The following is a 13,076-nucleotide window of genomic DNA, read 5'->3' on the forward strand; positions in this document are numbered from 1 at the left end:
GACGGCGGCCGGAGACGCACGTCGATCAGCCATCCAGCCGGTCGCGCAGCATGCTCCAGGGGAGCACCATGTTTGGTGCATGCCGCATCAGGCTATGGAACGGGATCGGCGACGGCGGCGCAAACGGCAGCGGCAAATCCTGAGGTTTTGTTCCATCAGCCCAATCCGCAAGCACCTTGCCCATCGCAGTGGTCATGGCGATGCCGCGTCCGTTGCACGCCAAGCCGGCGATCAGCCCGGGGCCGAGATCGCCGAGGTGCGGCAGGAAGTCGGGCTCGACGGCAGCCATCCCCGACCAGCTGTATTCAAGCGGCGGGATGTCCGGGAGATCGAGATGCCCGGCAAGCCGCCGCCAGATCGCCCGCGGCACCCGCGTGTCGGCACCGGGGCCAAAAACATGCATGCCGCCGGTGATCAGCCTGTTTTCGCCGTCGAAGCGGAAGGTGAAGAGATTGCGTCTTGTGTCGCCGACGCCTTGCCCGCCAGGAAGCAGGCGAGTGCGTATTTCGCGCGGCAGCGGCGCTGTCGCGATCTGGAAGATTTTCAGCGGGATGTAGGTTCGCTCAAGCGTGCGGTTCAGCGACCCGCCATAGGCATTGGTGGCGACCAGCACTTTTTCGGCACGCACCGAACCGGCAGCCGTCTTCAAAGCCCAACCATCGCCTATGTGATCGATCGACGCGACACGCGTATTCTCGAAGATGCGCGCTCCGGCCTTTTCCGCCGCGTCGGCCAATCCGCGCGCATATTCGACCGGATTGAGGACGCCACCCGATCTGTCGATCCAGCCGCCGAGATAACCGCGAACGCCGGTCAGCTCTTCGACCGCCTGTCCGTCCAGCGCAACAGCCGGCCTTCCGCGCCTTGCCCATTGTTCGGCGCGCGATCTGGTCTTTTGCAAAGCGGCCGGTGAATGGGCTGGTTGTATCCAGCCGCTCTGGACAGAATCGCATTCGATGGCATGCCGCCTGATCAGGTCGAAGACGAGGTCGGCGCTGCCGGCGGCGAAATCGACAAGGCGTTCACCGCGTTCGGGGCCGAGCTGGGCAATGATATTGTCGGGGTCTCTTTTCGCGAAATTCGGCACGACGAAGCCGGCATTCCTGCCGGTTGCCCCCCAGGCGATGATTTCCGCCTCGAGGACGGCAACCGAGTTGCCTTTCTCGGCACTGTGCAGCGCGGTGGAAAGGCCTAAAAAACCGCCGCCGACAATTGCCAGATCGACATCGAGTGCGCCTTCGAGGGTGGGCCGGTCGCGGCGACTGCGGCTGACGGCATGCCAAAGGGAAACGCCGTGCGGCCCGGTCACGCCGTTCATGAGCCGCTCTCGCTCGGGGCCACGCGTCGACGTTTGCCGAACCTTGGACGCCGCGGCCTGTCGCCAAACAGGCCGTTCGGCCTGACCAGAAGGATGACGCACAGCATCACGCCGATGGCGACGATCTGCAGCGAAGCGGCGCGGGCCTGCTGTTCCGGCGAGAACAACATACTGGTCAGGGCTCCCGATCCGGCCCATATCGCCCAGACCAGGATGCTGCCGATGACGGCGCCGATGTTGCTGCCCGAGCCACCGACGATCAGCATCACCCAGACCTGGAAAGTCAGCGCCGGCAAATAATTGTCCGGGGCGATGAAGCCGGTGAAATGCGCCTGCAGCGCACCGGCAAGCCCCATGATGGCGCCACCGACGGCAAAGGCCTGGACGCGGTAGAACCGTGCGCTTTTGCCTAGGGATATCGCGGCCCGCTCATCCTCGCGAAGCGCCTTCAACACGCGCCCCCACGGGCTGCGCGACAGATGCTCCAGCGCGAGATAGACGATCAGCGTCACCACCGAGACGATTGCAAGGTTCGAAAGGTTGAACAGCAACGGCGTTTCGGCAAGACCGCCGAACGGACGCGGAATAAAGCCGATGCCGAACGGCCCGCCGGTCAGCTTCTGGGCATTGAGCGCTACCAGTTGCACGACGACGGCGACGCCGAAAGTAGTGATCGCCAGATAGTCCGATCTCAGGCGTAGCGTGGCAATGCCGGTGATGGCGGCGGTGACGCCGCCCAACAGCATGGCGCCAAGCCAGCCGATAAGGATCGGCAGGTCGAAGCCGCCCAGGCGCGCGGCATCGTCGGGCGTGGTCAGCAGCGCCGAGGTGTAGGCGCCGATGGCAACGAAGCCGGCGACCCCGACATTGAAAAGCCCGGTCAGCCCCCATTGCAGATTGAGCCCGAGCGTGATGAGCGAAAAGATCAGCGCGGTGGTCAGGAAGAAGGCGCCGTAGCCGAGCAGATCCATCAGCGTTCCCTCACTCCGAAAAGGCCGATGGGCCGCACGAACAGCACCGCCATCAGGATGATGAACGAGGCGGCTGCCCGCCATTCGGCGCCGATCAAATGCACGGCAGCCGCTTCGGCCATGCCGATGATCAGGCCGCCGAGAACGGCGCCAGGCACGCTGCCGATGCCGCCGAGGATGGCGGCCGCGAACATCGGCAGCAGCATCTCGAAACCCATGAACGGGCGGATCTGGATGAGAATGCCGATCATGACGCCGGCGACGCAGGCCAGCGCGCCGCCGATGATCCAGGTGACGCGCACCACCCTGGCGACGTCGATGCCGACGATGCGGGCAAGTGCCGCGTTCTGACTCAATGCCTGCATCGAGCGGCCGGTCTGGGTCCGCGTCATCAGGAGATGCACGCCGAGCACCAGCACGGCGGTCAGCAGCAGCAGCGCGATCTGGTCCGGGGTGATGCGGATGCCGAAACCTATCGGCATGGCGATCTGGATCGCCCGGCTGAAATAGGTCGGACGCGAGGTGAAGATGAATTCGAGCAGGCTTCTCAGCGCCATCGAGGCGCCGAAGCTGGCCATCACCACGATGATCGCCTGGCCCTTGGCCCGCAGCCGCGCGAACAGCACCATGTCGAGCACCAGCCCCAGCAGGCCGGTGGCCGCCATGCCGATGATGAGCGCGACGATCAGCGGCCAACCGAATGAGAGGGGCGCGATCGGCGCGATCTTGCCGAAAATCGCGCCAATGGCGCCAACCACGGCGAGCGTCGCATAGGCGCCCCAGGCCATGAAGTCGCCATGGGCGAAGTTCGAGAAGCGCAGGATCGAATAGGTGAGTGTCACGCCGATGGCGCCGAGGCCGATCATCGAGCCTGCCAACAGTCCGTCGACGACGAATTGCAGGTTCATGCCGCGCTTCCTTGTCCAAGATCGAGGCGGCGCTGGCCAAGATAGAGTTCAGCCACGACCGGGTCGCTCCAGAGCTCGGAGGCGACGCCTTGGTGCCGCTCCTTGCCCTCAACCAGCACATAGGCGCGGTCTCCAATGGCAAGCGCTGCCTTGGCGTTCTGTTCGACCAGCAGGATGGTGACGCCGGACTTTCGGATGCCGGCCAGCATCTCGAACACCATCGCCACGAATTTCGGCGACAGGCCGGCCGACGGCTCGTCGAGCACCAGCACCTTGGGATGGACAATCAACGCCCGGGCGACGCCCAGCATCTGCCGCTGTCCACCCGACAGATTGCCCGCGGCCGTTCTGCGCTGACGGGCGAGATCGGGAAAGGCCGCATACATCTCCTCGATGCGGGCTGGGACCTCGCGCGGCCTCAGGATGCCGCAGGCGACCCTGAGATTGTCCTCGACCGACATCAGCGGGAAGATGTTCTCTGTCTGTGGCACGAAGGCAAGGCCACGGCGGACCATGATGTGAGCGGGCGACGCCGTGATATCCTTGCCGTCCAGCAGCACCGTGCCGCCGGTGATCGGGACAAGGCCGGCGATGGCCTTGATAAGGCTCGACTTGCCGGCGCCGTTGGGACCGAGAACGACGACGATCTCGCCCTGGTCGACGGTGATCGAAGCGCCGCGCACGATCGGAACGCCAGGCTCGTAGCCGGCTTCGAGATCGCGGACATCGAGTACCTTTTGGCTCATGCCGTGCCTCCGAGGTAGGCCTCGATGACGCGCGGGTCGCGCGCCACCTCCTCCGGGGTGCCTTCGCACAGAAGCTGGCCGCTTGCCATGACCAGGACGCGGTGGCAAAGCCGCGTCACCATTTCGATATTGTGCTCGATCAGCAGGAAGGTGATGCCGCGCGCATTGATGTCGCGGATGCGATCGATAATGATCTCGAGCAGGGTTGCGTTGACCCCGGCCGCCGGCTCGTCGAGCAGGATGATCGCCGGGTCGGCCATCATCACGCGGGCCAACTCGAGCAGCTTGCGCTGGCCGCCTGAAAGCACGCGCGCAGGTTCGTGCGCGAGGTGAGCGATCGTGACGAGCTCGAGCAGTTCGACGGCTCTTGTCTCGGCAGCCCTTTCTTCGGCAGCGACTCGCCGGGGCGTCAGGAAATTGGCGAGCAGTTTTTCTCCAGTCTGTCCTTGCGCGGCCAGCATGACGTTTTCGATCAGCGTCAGGTTAGGCAAGGGCCGGGGGATCTGGAACGTGCGGCCAAGGCCGCGGCCGATGCGGCGATGGGCTGCTTCCCCCGACACCGATACGCCATTGAGGAGGATTTCGCCGCTGGTCGGCAGAATGCTGCCGGCGAGCAGGTCGAACATCGTGGTCTTGCCGGCGCCGTTCGGGCCGATGAGGCCGAGTATTTCACCCGGCCGGACGTCAAACGAGACATTGTTGACCGCGACGAGGCCGCCGAAGCGCTTGACGACGTTCCTGGCCGTCAGAACCGGCGTGCGGATCTCCTCCTGCCGTTCCGTCGTGTCGCCCATGAATCCCTCAGGCCGAAAGCGATCTTCGCCGCCTATGATTTGATTTGTGATCACACTTGCTTTGATCACGCTATTCGGCTTTAATTTCTTCCGCAAGCCGAAAACGGCCAAGACCGGGATTGCCCATGCAGAAGGCCGCCATCGAAAAGAACAATGAGGTGATCGCAGCCCAGCTTACGCCGGTCGGCCGCGAGACCGTGCAGGATCGCGTCTATTCGGAGCTGCGCCGCGCCTTGATCGGCGGCCTTTTCGAGCCGAGCCAGGTGCTAACCATCCGCGGCCTCGCCGACGCGCTGGTCACAAGCACCATGCCGGTGCGCGAGGCGCTCGGACGGCTGATCACCGAGAAGGCGCTGGAGGCGCTTCCCAACCGTTCGGTGCGCGTGCCGCCGATCACGCTGGAGCGCATCGACGACCTCTTGCGGGCCCGCTCCCTGATCGAGGGCGAAGCGATCGCCCTGGCCGCCACGCGCATGAACGCGCGCCAGATTGCTTCGGTCGAGGCCATGCTCGGCGAATGGGACGAGATGCGGGCGCTGAAGCACAAGAAGGATATCGACCGCGAGGCCACGCTCAACCAGAGCTTCCACTTCGAGATCTACCGTTGCTGCGGTTCCGCCGTGCTGATCCCGATGATCGAGAGCCTGTGGTTGCAATCCGGGCCTTGCATCCGCGTTGCCATCTACGCCTTCTCCGACGCCGGCGAGGTCGATACGGCCCACTACCACCGCAGCATCGTCGCAGCGCTTGCGAGGCAGGATGCGCAAGCGGCGCGCGAGGCGCTGGTGGCCGATATCAGCCGGCCCTTCGCCTTTCTGCGCGACAAGCTCCAATCCACAAGCAAGGAAGGATTGAGGGCATGACGGCGCCTGGCATCAGCATCACCGAGCCACGCTCGAAGCTTTCCGTGACCGCGCTTCTGTTGCCTGAAAAGGCGCCCGACAACGCCGCCTTCCTGCTGGCGTATCTCGAGCAGCCGCGCGTCGTTTCCGGCATCCATGCTATGTGGACGGGGCCGGAAATCTCCTGCCCGGTTCCATCAGCCGAACTTGAGGGCCAAACCTATGCCAGGCCCTTGCCGGCGGAGAACGCAACGCTGACGCCGCAGCCGGGCGACATCGTGTTGTCCTACGTGCCGCCGCGCATGTGGGGCGGCAACCCGAATGCCATCTTTGACGTCGGCCTGTTCTACGGAGCGGGTGCACGCCTGCTGTTCCCGATCGGCTGGCTTGCCGGAAGCGTCGTCGCGCAGGTGGTGCCTGAGGATCGCGACAAATTCGCAGCTGCTTGTGGCGTGATCCGCCGCAACGGTGCCTGCGACATCACCTTCACCCGGGTGGAGATCTGAATGGCTGAGACCGACGACAGTTTTGAGCTCTTCGACCTTCGCGTCGAGGCGGTTATCCCCGAGGGCAAGCCGATCTATTGCGGCGCCAAGCCCGGCGACTATTTCGAGTTGAAGGGCGAGATGCTGTCGATGCCAGCGGGGCAAGGTTTCTCGATCTATTCCATTGCGGCAGTGTTGCCGCTTCTGGCCGCAAAGCAGCGCCCGACCCACAGGAACGACTGGATGACGTCGGACGCCGAGATCGCTTGTCCGGATCCCAATTGTGCCAGCCGGCTGAGGATCGTCAGGACCGGCAAGCGGCGGTTCAGCCATGCCGAAACGACGGCGGTGCCGCTGCCGAAGGAGAATGACCGGAGATGACCGCCAAGGCTTTCGAGCTCAGCCCCGGCTATACGATCTCGCGCGTTATTCGCGGCGGCTGGCAGCTTGCCGGCGGGCACGGCGCGATCGACCGCCAACAGGCGGTAACCGACCTGATCGCCACCTTCGACGCCGGCATCAGGACCTATGATTGCGCCGATATCTATACCGGTGTCGAGGAGCTGATCGGCGCGGCACGCCTGCGCCTTGCCAATGAGCGTGGCCTTGATGCTGCCGCCAAGATGAAGGTGCACACCAAGCTAGTGCCTGACCTCGAACGGCTTTCCACGATCAGCCGCGACTACATCAGCAGCATCGTCGAGCAGTCGCTGCGGCGGCTGAAGACCGAGCGGCTCGATCTCGTGCAGTTCCACTGGTGGGACTATGCGCTGCCCGGCTATGTCGAAGCGATGGGCTGGCTCAACGAAATCCGCGGGGAAGGCAAGGTGCGCAACATCGGCACCACGAACTTCGACACGCCGCGGTTGGCCGAGATCCTGGCCGCCGGTGTGCCGCTGGTCAGCCAGCAATTGCAATACTCGGTGCTCGACCAGCGGCCAGCCAACAGCCTTGCAGCGCTCGCCAGCCGGCACGGCGTCAGTTTCCTCTGCTACGGTTCGGTGGCGGGCGGCTTCCTCAGCGAAAAATGGCTTGGCGCTGCCGAGCCGCAGACGCCGCTCGAAAACCGATCGCTGGTCAAATACAAGCTGATCATTGACGACTTTGGTGGCTGGGAGCTTTTCCAGGAGTTGCTTCGCACACTGAAGGCCGTCGCCGACCGCCACGGCGTCGATATCGCCACCATCGCCAGCGCCTGGGTGCTGGAGCAGCCGCAAGTGGCGGCCGTCATCGTCGGCGCTCGCAACCAGGCGCACGCCCTTGCCAATGCCAGAATCATGGACGTCGCGCTCGATGCCGACGACTGGGCGAGGATCGCTGCCGTGATCGCGCAAAGCCGTGGGCCGCTGGGCGACGTCTACACTTTGGAACGCGACCGTCACGGCCGCCACGGCTCGATCATGCATTACAATTTGAATGCAGGCAGGAAATGAACGCGGCCATGGACGAAAAGCCCTCCTTGCTTTCCCGCGCCAGCGCCGAGGTGGTCGATCTCCACCGCTTCTTCGTCGACTGGTTCAATGCGGCGAGTGCGGACAATTCAGATTTCAGGCGCTTCGAACGCGTCATGGGCGAAGGCTTCCGCATGGTTGTGCCGGATGGCCAGGTCCTCGATCGTGACGCGGTGCTCGACCATGTCAGGGCAAGCCGCGCCACTTGTGACGGCAATTTCACCATCTCGATCGAGGAAATCCGGGCCGGCTGGCAACAAGGCGACACGATCGTCGTCAGCTACATCGAAGCGCAGCAGCGCGCCGGCAAACATAGCCGCCGCCGCTCAAGTGCCGTTTTCACCACCAGTTCATCGGCGCCCAACGGCGTCGAATGGCGACATCTGCATGAAACCTGGCTGCAGATGCCGGAAGGCTGAACAGGCTCAAGACATCAATGAGAGTCGTGTAACGAAAGGGGAACAACAATGAAAAAGACCATACTTCAGATCACCACCGCGCTCGCACTGCTGACAGCGGCCGGCGCAGCGCAAGCCGCCGATTGCAAGATCACCGTCGGCCTCGTCATGGAACTGACAGGCCCGGCCGGCGAGTACGGCCAGGCCGGCGCCAAATCGGTCGAGATGGCCTTCCGCGACATCAACGATGCGGGTGGCGTCCGCGGCTGCGATCTCGCAACCGACACGCGCGACAGCCAGAGCCAGGGCAACATTGCGGTCGACGCCGCGACGCAGCTCGTGCAGGTCAAGAAGGTGCCAGTGATCATCGGCGGCATCATCTCCTCGGTGTCGATCCCGATCCTGACCTCGGTCACCGCTCCGGCCAAGATAGTCCAGGTGTCGCCTGCTTCCTCGTCGCCGACGCTGACGGCGCTCGGGCGCGACGGCAAGACCAACGGCATCTTCTTCCGCACCATCACATCTGATGCGCTGCAGGGCGTCGCCGCCGCCAAATATGCCATCGACAAAGGCTTCAAGAAGCTGGCGGTCATCCACGTCAACAACGACTTCGGCGTCAACATGGTGGCGGAATTTTCGCGCGCCTATAAGGCACTCGGCGGCACCATCGTCTCCGACACGCCCTACAATGAAAAGCAGTCGAGCTATGCCTCGGAAGTGACGGCGGCGATGGCCGGCGAGCCCGACGGGCTTTATCTCGTCAGCACGCCTGTCGACGGCGCAACCATCGCCCGCACTTGGATTTCGCAGGGCGGTGTCCAGAAATTCCTGCTCAATGACGGCATGAACAGCCCGGACTTCATCGAATCCGTTGGCGCGGATTATCTGAAGGATGCGTACGGCACTTCCTCCGGCACCAGCCCGACCGCATCGACCGAGTATTTCACCAAGAACTATAAGGAATTTTCGGGCATCGAACCGTCGAACCCGGCGGCCGACCGGTCGTATGATGCCGGCGCCATCGTCGGCCTGGCCATCGCCATTGCGGGCTCCGAGGATCCGGCCAAGATCAAGGAGGCGATGTACAAGGCGGTCGACCCGGCCGGCACGCCGATCTATGCCGGCAAGGATGAGTTCGCCAAGGCGCTCGGCCTGATCAAGGATGGCAAGCCGATCCGCTACGAAGGCGTCATCGGCCCGGTCGCCTTCGACAAATACGGCGACATCACCGGCCCGTTCCGCCTCTGGAAGATCGTCGACGGCAAGGTGACGACCGACGGCGAAATGACGACGGATGACGTCAACGCCCTGCAGGCGAAGCTTCAGTAAGCCGCCCATGTCTTGTCCGGCATCGATCCCATTCCATTGAGGTTGATGCCGGACACTTGCATGTCCTGTTGCTGGTCAGGCCGGCCTGGAAACGACCACCGCACCAGCCCAGAGCGGCCTCGGTTCAACGCAGCTTTGACACCACCCACGGTCGAGCCGACGAGATCGGCAATCTCTTCCAGCGAATAGTCGAAGACATCCTTGAGCAGGACGCAGGCGCGCTCCTTGGGCGGCAGATGGATCACCAGCCGCTCGATGGCGCGATCCGCGCCCTGGCCCGCCGTCCAGCGAAATGAAGCTGCCCACGATCAATTTTCTCATCGCGTGTCTCCGGTTGCGCAACAGGCATCCAGTCGGATCCAAGAACCGGCGCAAACGAACCGGCCCGACGGATGACCACAGGATGCTTGCCTGAGACGTTTCCGGTTCGACTTTGGATACGCGTGAGGACCGTTTGAGCTAATAAAGCGGCTTGGCCATGTGCCGGGGGGTCGGCCATTCCGTCGTTATCCCCGGCTGCACCGGCCGCTCGAGATAGGTCGACAGGACCACATAGCTTCGGGTCGAGGTGACGCCGGGTGTTTCGTAGAGGCGCGACAGCAGGCCCTCGAGCGCCCGCGTGTCCTCGGTGCGGACCTTGATCAGCATGCATGTGTCGCCGGCCACCGAATGGATCTCCTCGACTTCGGGGTGTTCGGAGATTGCCATCAGCTCCGGCGTCTTTCCCCACCCCTTTGTGTCGATATGGACGAAGGCAAGCAGCGGCTTGTGCACCGCCTTGGGATCGATGATGACCGCGGTGTTGCGGATGGCGCCGCTGCGCCGGAGGCGCTTGACGCGTTCATGGGCTGCCGGCGGTGAAAGGCCGACGCGGTCGCCGAGCTCGGCATAGCTGATCGTGGCGTCGTCGACCAGAACGCCTAATATTTTTCGGTCGGTTGCATCGATATCGCGGGCGGCGGGCCTGTTCTGCGGAATGCCATCTGTTTCTTCATCCATATTAAAATTCCCGATTGATGCAGAATTTAATACGGCCATTATTGCCATATGTCGAACACTGATCAAGTCGCAACATTTACAGCAAGGCCGCCTATCCCGGCCCTCGCTTACCTCCTCACCGGATGCATTGCCGTGATCGGCTCGAACTCGCTGGTGCTCGGTCCGATCGCACCGGCGGTGGCCGCGTCCTTCGGCACAAGCGTGCCGGCGGTTATGATCGCGTCCGCCGCGTTCGGGCTCGGTACGTCGGCGAGCGCCTTGTTCCTGGCGCGCTATATCGATCGGCTTGGCGCCCGTCGCATGCTGCAAGGGGCGTTGCTGCTGCTGGCGATAGCGCTCGTCGCCAGCGCCGCTGCGCCGACCGTGACGACGCTGGTCGCGGCCCAGCTTCTCGCCGGCATCGCTGCAGGTGTCGCCATGCCGGCAATCTATGCCAGCTCCGCCGCGATTGCGCCGCCCGGTCGTGAAAGCGGCACCATAGGCGTCGTGCTGACCGGCTGGACGCTGAGCATGGTCGCCGGCGTTTCGCTGTCGGCCGTACTTGCCGATCTGGTGCATTGGCGCGCCGTTTTCGCGGCGGTCGCGGTGCTCGCAGCACTCGCATTGGCAAGCCTGGCGCTGACGTCGCTGAGCGATGTCAGGAAGAGCGGTCCGGCACCGACGCCGCTGGGTGCGTTGGCCGTTCCGGGCATAGTGCCGCTGCTGGTCGCCTGCGCCGCCTTCATGACCGCGTTCTACGGCATCTACGGCTATCTTGGCGATCACCTTCACAACGGCTTGGGACGGCCGGTCAGCGCGAACGGGCTGGCCGCGCTCGCCTATGGTGTCGGCTTTGGCGCGGCGGCGCTCGTTGACGGCGTTATCGATCGCCTGGGTGCGCGGCGTGTCATGCCGTTTGCCTACCTGCTCGTCGCGGTCGTCTATGTCGCGATTGCCGCGGCAAGCAGTAGTTTTCATCTGACCATAGCGGTGATAGCCGTCTGGGGCCTTGCCAATCATTTCGGGCTGAACGTGCTGGTGATGCGCCTGTCGGCGCTCGACCCTGCGCGCCGCGGCACGATCATGGGTTTGAACAGCGCGGTGACCTATCTTGCGGTGTTCGTCGGCACCACGGCGTTCGGACCGCTCTATTCCACGTTCGGTTTTGCGGCATCGGCGGTGGTTGCAGCCTTGCTCATGCTAATCGCTGCTGCGGCAGCGGCGTGGCGTTCGCCGAAGCTATAGCACAGCAAGGCTTGCGTCTCGGTCCCGTCCTTCGATAGATGCTTGGTGGATGGACAATACAACGCTTGAGACAACCGCCGACCCCTTGCCGCACGAGCTGGCTTTTCTCGGAGAGCGGCTTGCGGCGTTCAACGACAGTGATGTCGGCGCCTCCTGCAGGAAGGCATTGGCCGTGTTCGTGCGCGATGAGCACGGCGCTATTGTCGCCGGCATCTCGGGATACACCGCCTGGGGCTGGCTCTATGTGCAATGGCTCTGGGTCAATGAAAAACTGCGCGGTCACCGCATGGCCGGCAGGATGCTCGAGGCGGCCGAGAGGGAGGCGATCGCGCGCGACTGTCGCGGCGCCTGGATCGACACGTTCAATCCCAAGGCCGCCAAGGCCTATGAGCGCCAGGGCTATCAGCCCTTCGGCGTGCTTGCCGATTTTCCCGTCGGCCGCAGCCGCATCTTCCTGCAGAAGAGGCTGAAGCCTGACTAGCCGGCAAGGCGTCCGCCGCACATCGGCTTTGGCACGCCGGTCGTACTGGGGAAGCTGATCGGCAAGCCCCTGAGCACGCGCACTGCCAGGAACGCAAAACACTCCGCCTCCACCGCATCGCCCTTCCAGCCAAGCGCCTCGGCCGGAACCGCTTCGACGCCAGCGCGGCTGGCAAGCATGGCCATGATCGTTGGGTTGTGTCGACCGCCACCGCTGACCACCAGCCGCTTCGGCCGGCGCGGCAGAAGATCGAGCGCCTTGCCGACGGCGGCCGCGGTGAAGGCCGTCAGCAGGGCTGCGCCGTCCTCGGCGTTCATTCCGTCCGCCATTGAGGCGCCGAAATCGAAACGGTCCAGCGATTTCGGGTAGGGTTTGGTCAAATACGGATGCTGCAGGAGCTTGGCCAGCCGCGCTTCGTCGACCGTGCCGGCGCGGGCAAGGGCGCCGTCGCGGTCCATTTCGCCGAGCCCCTTCGATTTGATGAAATCGTTCAGCGGTGCGTTGGCGGGCCCGGTGTCGAAGGCAACAACATTGTCCGTGCCATCCCACCAGGTGATGTTGGCGACGCCGCCGAGATTGAGCACCGCCGTGTCGCCGGTGGCGTCGGCTTCGCGCAGCAGCGCGGCGTGATAGGCGGCCGACAGCGGCGCGCCCTGGCCGCCGGCGCGCATGTCGGCCGAGCGGAAGTCATAGGCGACCCTGGTGCCAAGGATGGCATGCATCAGCTCGCCGTCGCCAAGCTGGCGGGTCTGGCCCAGTCGGCCCACTTGCGGGGCACGGTGCAGCACGGTCTGGCCGTGGAAGCCGACGACCCCTATATCGGCCATCGTCAGCCCGTGGCTTTCGACCAGATCCTTGACTGCCGCGGACTGGGCGCGCGTCAGCGCTTCCTCTGCCTCGTCGAAGATTGCCGGTTCCGGCCCTGTGAAATTCCAGCTCCTTGCCTGCCGCAGCGTCTCTTCCAGCAAGGTCCGGATCGACTGCGGGTAGGGGGCAAGCGTGTAGATGCCGAAGTCGTCAATCCGTTCGCCGTCGGTCTTGATCAGCGCGACATCGATATTGCCGTCCAGCACGGTGCCGGTCATCAGGCCGACGGCCCACATGGGTTCGCCATTTTTCGGATTCATGGT

Annotated in this window: 16 protein-coding genes; 8 read left to right on the plus strand and 8 right to left on the minus strand. The window is 64.1% G+C overall.

Translation table 11 applies throughout. From position 1 onward, the window contains the following. Positions 1 to 25: 25 nt before the first annotated feature. Genes NKJ15_RS06640 through NKJ15_RS06660 form a run of 5 tightly spaced genes read right to left on the minus strand, consistent with a single transcriptional unit; the run spans position 26 to position 4,737 of the window. The gene (locus tag NKJ15_RS06640; protein ID WP_352768487.1) at positions 26 to 1,318 is read right to left on the minus strand and encodes an NAD(P)/FAD-dependent oxidoreductase; all 1,293 of its coding nucleotides are present in this window, start codon (positions 1,316 to 1,318) and stop codon (positions 26 to 28) included. Then, on the minus strand, positions 1,315 to 2,292 hold the full coding sequence (locus NKJ15_RS06645) for a branched-chain amino acid ABC transporter permease (RefSeq protein WP_352768774.1): 978 nt from the start codon (positions 2,290 to 2,292) through the stop codon (positions 1,315 to 1,317). The genes NKJ15_RS06640 and NKJ15_RS06645 overlap by 4 nt, the downstream gene beginning before the upstream one ends. After that, a complete protein-coding gene (locus NKJ15_RS06650; protein WP_352814644.1) occupies positions 2,289 to 3,197 on the minus strand; it encodes a branched-chain amino acid ABC transporter permease in 909 nt (302 codons plus the stop codon). Before NKJ15_RS06650 ends, NKJ15_RS06645 begins: the two co-directional genes overlap by 4 nt. Further along, positions 3,194 to 3,943 (minus strand): ABC transporter ATP-binding protein, encoded by a 750-nt coding sequence (locus NKJ15_RS06655; RefSeq protein WP_352472217.1) that lies wholly within the window; start codon positions 3,941 to 3,943, stop codon positions 3,194 to 3,196. Before NKJ15_RS06655 ends, NKJ15_RS06650 begins: the two co-directional genes overlap by 4 nt. After that, positions 3,940 to 4,737, minus strand: coding sequence for an ABC transporter ATP-binding protein (locus tag NKJ15_RS06660; protein WP_352502974.1), 798 nt, complete (start codon positions 4,735 to 4,737; stop codon positions 3,940 to 3,942). Before NKJ15_RS06660 ends, NKJ15_RS06655 begins: the two co-directional genes overlap by 4 nt. A gap of 125 nt (positions 4,738 to 4,862) precedes the next feature. On the opposite strand from NKJ15_RS06660, the gene NKJ15_RS06665 reads away from it, so the two are divergent. The 6 genes from NKJ15_RS06665 to NKJ15_RS06690 are packed head-to-tail and all read left to right on the plus strand — an operon-like array spanning position 4,863 to position 9,242. Continuing rightward, the gene (locus tag NKJ15_RS06665) at positions 4,863 to 5,600 is read left to right on the plus strand and encodes a GntR family transcriptional regulator (RefSeq protein ID WP_352502975.1); all 738 of its coding nucleotides are present in this window, start codon (positions 4,863 to 4,865) and stop codon (positions 5,598 to 5,600) included. Then, entirely contained in the window at positions 5,597 to 6,085 is a 489-nt protein-coding gene (locus tag NKJ15_RS06670; protein WP_352452384.1) for a DUF3830 family protein, read from the plus strand. Before NKJ15_RS06665 ends, NKJ15_RS06670 begins: the two co-directional genes overlap by 4 nt. Continuing rightward, positions 6,086 to 6,445, plus strand: coding sequence for a TIGR04076 family protein (locus NKJ15_RS06675; RefSeq protein WP_352472221.1), 360 nt, complete (start codon positions 6,086 to 6,088; stop codon positions 6,443 to 6,445). Continuing rightward, positions 6,442 to 7,497, plus strand: a complete 1,056-nt coding sequence (locus NKJ15_RS06680) for an aldo/keto reductase (protein ID WP_352502977.1) — start codon at positions 6,442 to 6,444, stop codon at positions 7,495 to 7,497. The genes NKJ15_RS06675 and NKJ15_RS06680 overlap by 4 nt, the downstream gene beginning before the upstream one ends. A gap of 8 nt (positions 7,498 to 7,505) precedes the next feature. Next, entirely contained in the window at positions 7,506 to 7,934 is a 429-nt protein-coding gene (locus NKJ15_RS06685) for a DUF4440 domain-containing protein (RefSeq protein ID WP_352472224.1), read from the plus strand. A 48-nt stretch (positions 7,935 to 7,982) separates the two neighbouring features. Then, the gene (locus NKJ15_RS06690) at positions 7,983 to 9,242 is read left to right on the plus strand and encodes an ABC transporter substrate-binding protein (protein WP_352472226.1); all 1,260 of its coding nucleotides are present in this window, start codon (positions 7,983 to 7,985) and stop codon (positions 9,240 to 9,242) included. Here NKJ15_RS06690 and NKJ15_RS06695 read toward each other — a convergent pair. Both NKJ15_RS06695 and NKJ15_RS06700 read right to left on the minus strand, forming a co-directional pair. Next, the gene (locus tag NKJ15_RS06695) at positions 9,236 to 9,499 is read right to left on the minus strand and encodes a sigma-70 region 4 domain-containing protein (protein ID WP_352503014.1); all 264 of its coding nucleotides are present in this window, start codon (positions 9,497 to 9,499) and stop codon (positions 9,236 to 9,238) included. The two genes, NKJ15_RS06690 and NKJ15_RS06695, sit on opposite strands and share 7 nt — an antisense overlap. A 202-nt stretch (positions 9,500 to 9,701) precedes the next feature. Further along, positions 9,702 to 10,241, minus strand: coding sequence for an Lrp/AsnC family transcriptional regulator (locus NKJ15_RS06700; protein WP_352452390.1), 540 nt, complete (start codon positions 10,239 to 10,241; stop codon positions 9,702 to 9,704). A gap of 48 nt (positions 10,242 to 10,289) precedes the next feature. On the opposite strand from NKJ15_RS06700, the gene NKJ15_RS06705 reads away from it, so the two are divergent. Together NKJ15_RS06705 and NKJ15_RS06710 are read left to right on the plus strand one after the other, a co-directional pair. Beyond that, complete coding sequence (locus NKJ15_RS06705; RefSeq protein ID WP_352814648.1) at positions 10,290 to 11,465, plus strand: MFS transporter; 1,176 nt, start codon at positions 10,290 to 10,292, stop codon at positions 11,463 to 11,465. A gap of 49 nt (positions 11,466 to 11,514) precedes the next feature. Next, positions 11,515 to 11,946, plus strand: a complete 432-nt coding sequence (locus tag NKJ15_RS06710) for a GNAT family N-acetyltransferase (RefSeq protein ID WP_352502980.1) — start codon at positions 11,515 to 11,517, stop codon at positions 11,944 to 11,946. Here the strand turns inward: NKJ15_RS06710 and NKJ15_RS06715 are convergent. Continuing rightward, positions 11,943 to 13,073 carry an anhydro-N-acetylmuramic acid kinase gene (locus NKJ15_RS06715; RefSeq protein WP_352542249.1) on the minus strand — a complete coding sequence of 377 codons (1,131 nt, stop codon included), beginning with the start codon at positions 13,071 to 13,073 and terminating at the stop codon, positions 11,943 to 11,945. The genes NKJ15_RS06710 and NKJ15_RS06715 overlap by 4 nt on opposite strands. Between the last annotated feature and the right edge of the window lie 3 nt (positions 13,074 to 13,076).

The organism is Mesorhizobium sp. M0207 (genome assembly GCF_040321995.1).
Classification (GTDB): Bacteria; Pseudomonadota; Alphaproteobacteria; order Rhizobiales; family Rhizobiaceae; genus Mesorhizobium.

Excerpts from the sequence above, each read along its gene's own strand:
- NKJ15_RS06675 (WP_352472221.1), top strand. The coding sequence starts at position 6,086 with ATGGCTGAGACCGACGACAGTTTTGAGCTCTTCGACCTTCGCGTCGAG.
- NKJ15_RS06690 (WP_352472226.1), top strand. The coding sequence starts at position 7,983 with ATGAAAAAGACCATACTTCAGATCACCACCGCGCTCGCACTGCTGACA.
- NKJ15_RS06660 (WP_352502974.1), bottom strand. The coding sequence starts at position 4,737 with ATGGGCGACACGACGGAACGGCAGGAGGAGATCCGCACGCCGGTTCTG.
- NKJ15_RS06650 (WP_352814644.1), bottom strand. The coding sequence starts at position 3,197 with ATGAACCTGCAATTCGTCGTCGACGGACTGTTGGCAGGCTCGATGATC.
- NKJ15_RS06670 (WP_352452384.1), top strand. The coding sequence starts at position 5,597 with ATGACGGCGCCTGGCATCAGCATCACCGAGCCACGCTCGAAGCTTTCC.
- NKJ15_RS06685 (WP_352472224.1), top strand. The coding sequence starts at position 7,506 with ATGGACGAAAAGCCCTCCTTGCTTTCCCGCGCCAGCGCCGAGGTGGTC.
- NKJ15_RS06705 (WP_352814648.1), top strand. The coding sequence starts at position 10,290 with ATGTCGAACACTGATCAAGTCGCAACATTTACAGCAAGGCCGCCTATC.
- NKJ15_RS06655 (WP_352472217.1), bottom strand. The coding sequence starts at position 3,943 with ATGAGCCAAAAGGTACTCGATGTCCGCGATCTCGAAGCCGGCTACGAG.
- NKJ15_RS06680 (WP_352502977.1), top strand. The coding sequence starts at position 6,442 with ATGACCGCCAAGGCTTTCGAGCTCAGCCCCGGCTATACGATCTCGCGC.
- NKJ15_RS06640 (WP_352768487.1), bottom strand. The coding sequence starts at position 1,318 with ATGAACGGCGTGACCGGGCCGCACGGCGTTTCCCTTTGGCATGCCGTC.
- NKJ15_RS06700 (WP_352452390.1), bottom strand. The coding sequence starts at position 10,241 with ATGGATGAAGAAACAGATGGCATTCCGCAGAACAGGCCCGCCGCCCGC.
- NKJ15_RS06665 (WP_352502975.1), top strand. The coding sequence starts at position 4,863 with ATGCAGAAGGCCGCCATCGAAAAGAACAATGAGGTGATCGCAGCCCAG.
- NKJ15_RS06710 (WP_352502980.1), top strand. The coding sequence starts at position 11,515 with ATGGACAATACAACGCTTGAGACAACCGCCGACCCCTTGCCGCACGAG.
- NKJ15_RS06715 (WP_352542249.1), bottom strand. The coding sequence starts at position 13,073 with ATGAATCCGAAAAATGGCGAACCCATGTGGGCCGTCGGCCTGATGACC.